This is a genomic window from Methylobacterium sp. D53M (assembly GCF_053345625.1).
In genome coordinates, this window is record NZ_JBKFAL010000084.1 from 1 (window position 1) to 847 (window position 847).

1 protein-coding gene is annotated in these 847 nt (G+C 70.8%); it reads right to left on the reverse strand.

Going from position 1 to position 847, the window contains the following annotated elements:
• Window positions 1-19 precede the first annotated feature (19 nt).
• A protein-coding gene (locus ACLBYG_RS31585; RefSeq protein WP_447684086.1) for an IS5 family transposase occupies window positions 20-847 on the reverse strand; the annotation gives its coding sequence in 2 pieces (ribosomal slippage) (window positions 20-499 and window positions 501-847; 827 coding nt annotated over the 2 pieces). This gene is flagged as partial in the annotation.

An 847-nucleotide genomic window follows, 5' to 3' on the forward strand; every position in this document is an offset into this window, starting at 1 on the left:
CTAGGGCGTCTCTGCAAAGTCATCTGAGCCAGAGCATGGTCATGCCGAGCGTGACCATGGCGAGGTAGTTCGCGGCTCGCTTCTCGTAGCGGGTGGCGATGCGGCGATACTGCTTGAGCCGGCCGATCAACCGCTCGACCTTGTTGCGCTCGCGGTAGGCGGCTTTGTCGAAATCGAGCTGGCGGGGCTGATCCTTGCGGGTGGGGATCACCGGCTCGACCCGGCGTTGTCGGAGGCGACGACGGGCCGGCGGACTGGAGTAGCCCCGGTCGCCTGCCATCCGCCGGGGACGTAGGCGCGGGCGGCCCCGCCCTGGACGTGGCACCGCGCCCTTGTCCATGAGAGCATCCAACGCAAACTGCTCGTGCCGCTCGCCCGCCGTCAGCACCGCCGTGATCGGCTTACCCCCGCCCTCGGCACGCAGATGCAGCTTGGTCGAGAAGCCGCCCTGGCTGCGCCCGAGCGCTTCGCCCACGCCTTCGACGGTCGCCTCACCCCCCGATGGCGCCGGACCGGCGCGCCCCGGCGGCGTGCTGGTGGGCGCGCACCACCGTGGCGTCCACGAAGTGCAGATCCCAGTCGAGGTCGCCGCGCGCGTCCGCCTGCGCCTGCAGCCGCCGCAGCACCCGGTCGAACACGCCGGCCTTGCGCCACCGGTAGAACCGGCTCGACACCGTTCCCACAGCACCGTAGCGCGCCGGTAGATCCTCCCAGGGTGCGCCCGTGCGCAGGATCCAGAGCATGCCGTTGAGGACTTGCCGGTGATCCTCCGCAGGCCGGCCCGTGCGCGGCTTCTGCGGAGGCAGCAGCGGGGCGATCTGCTCCCACTGCGCGTCGGTCAGTTCAA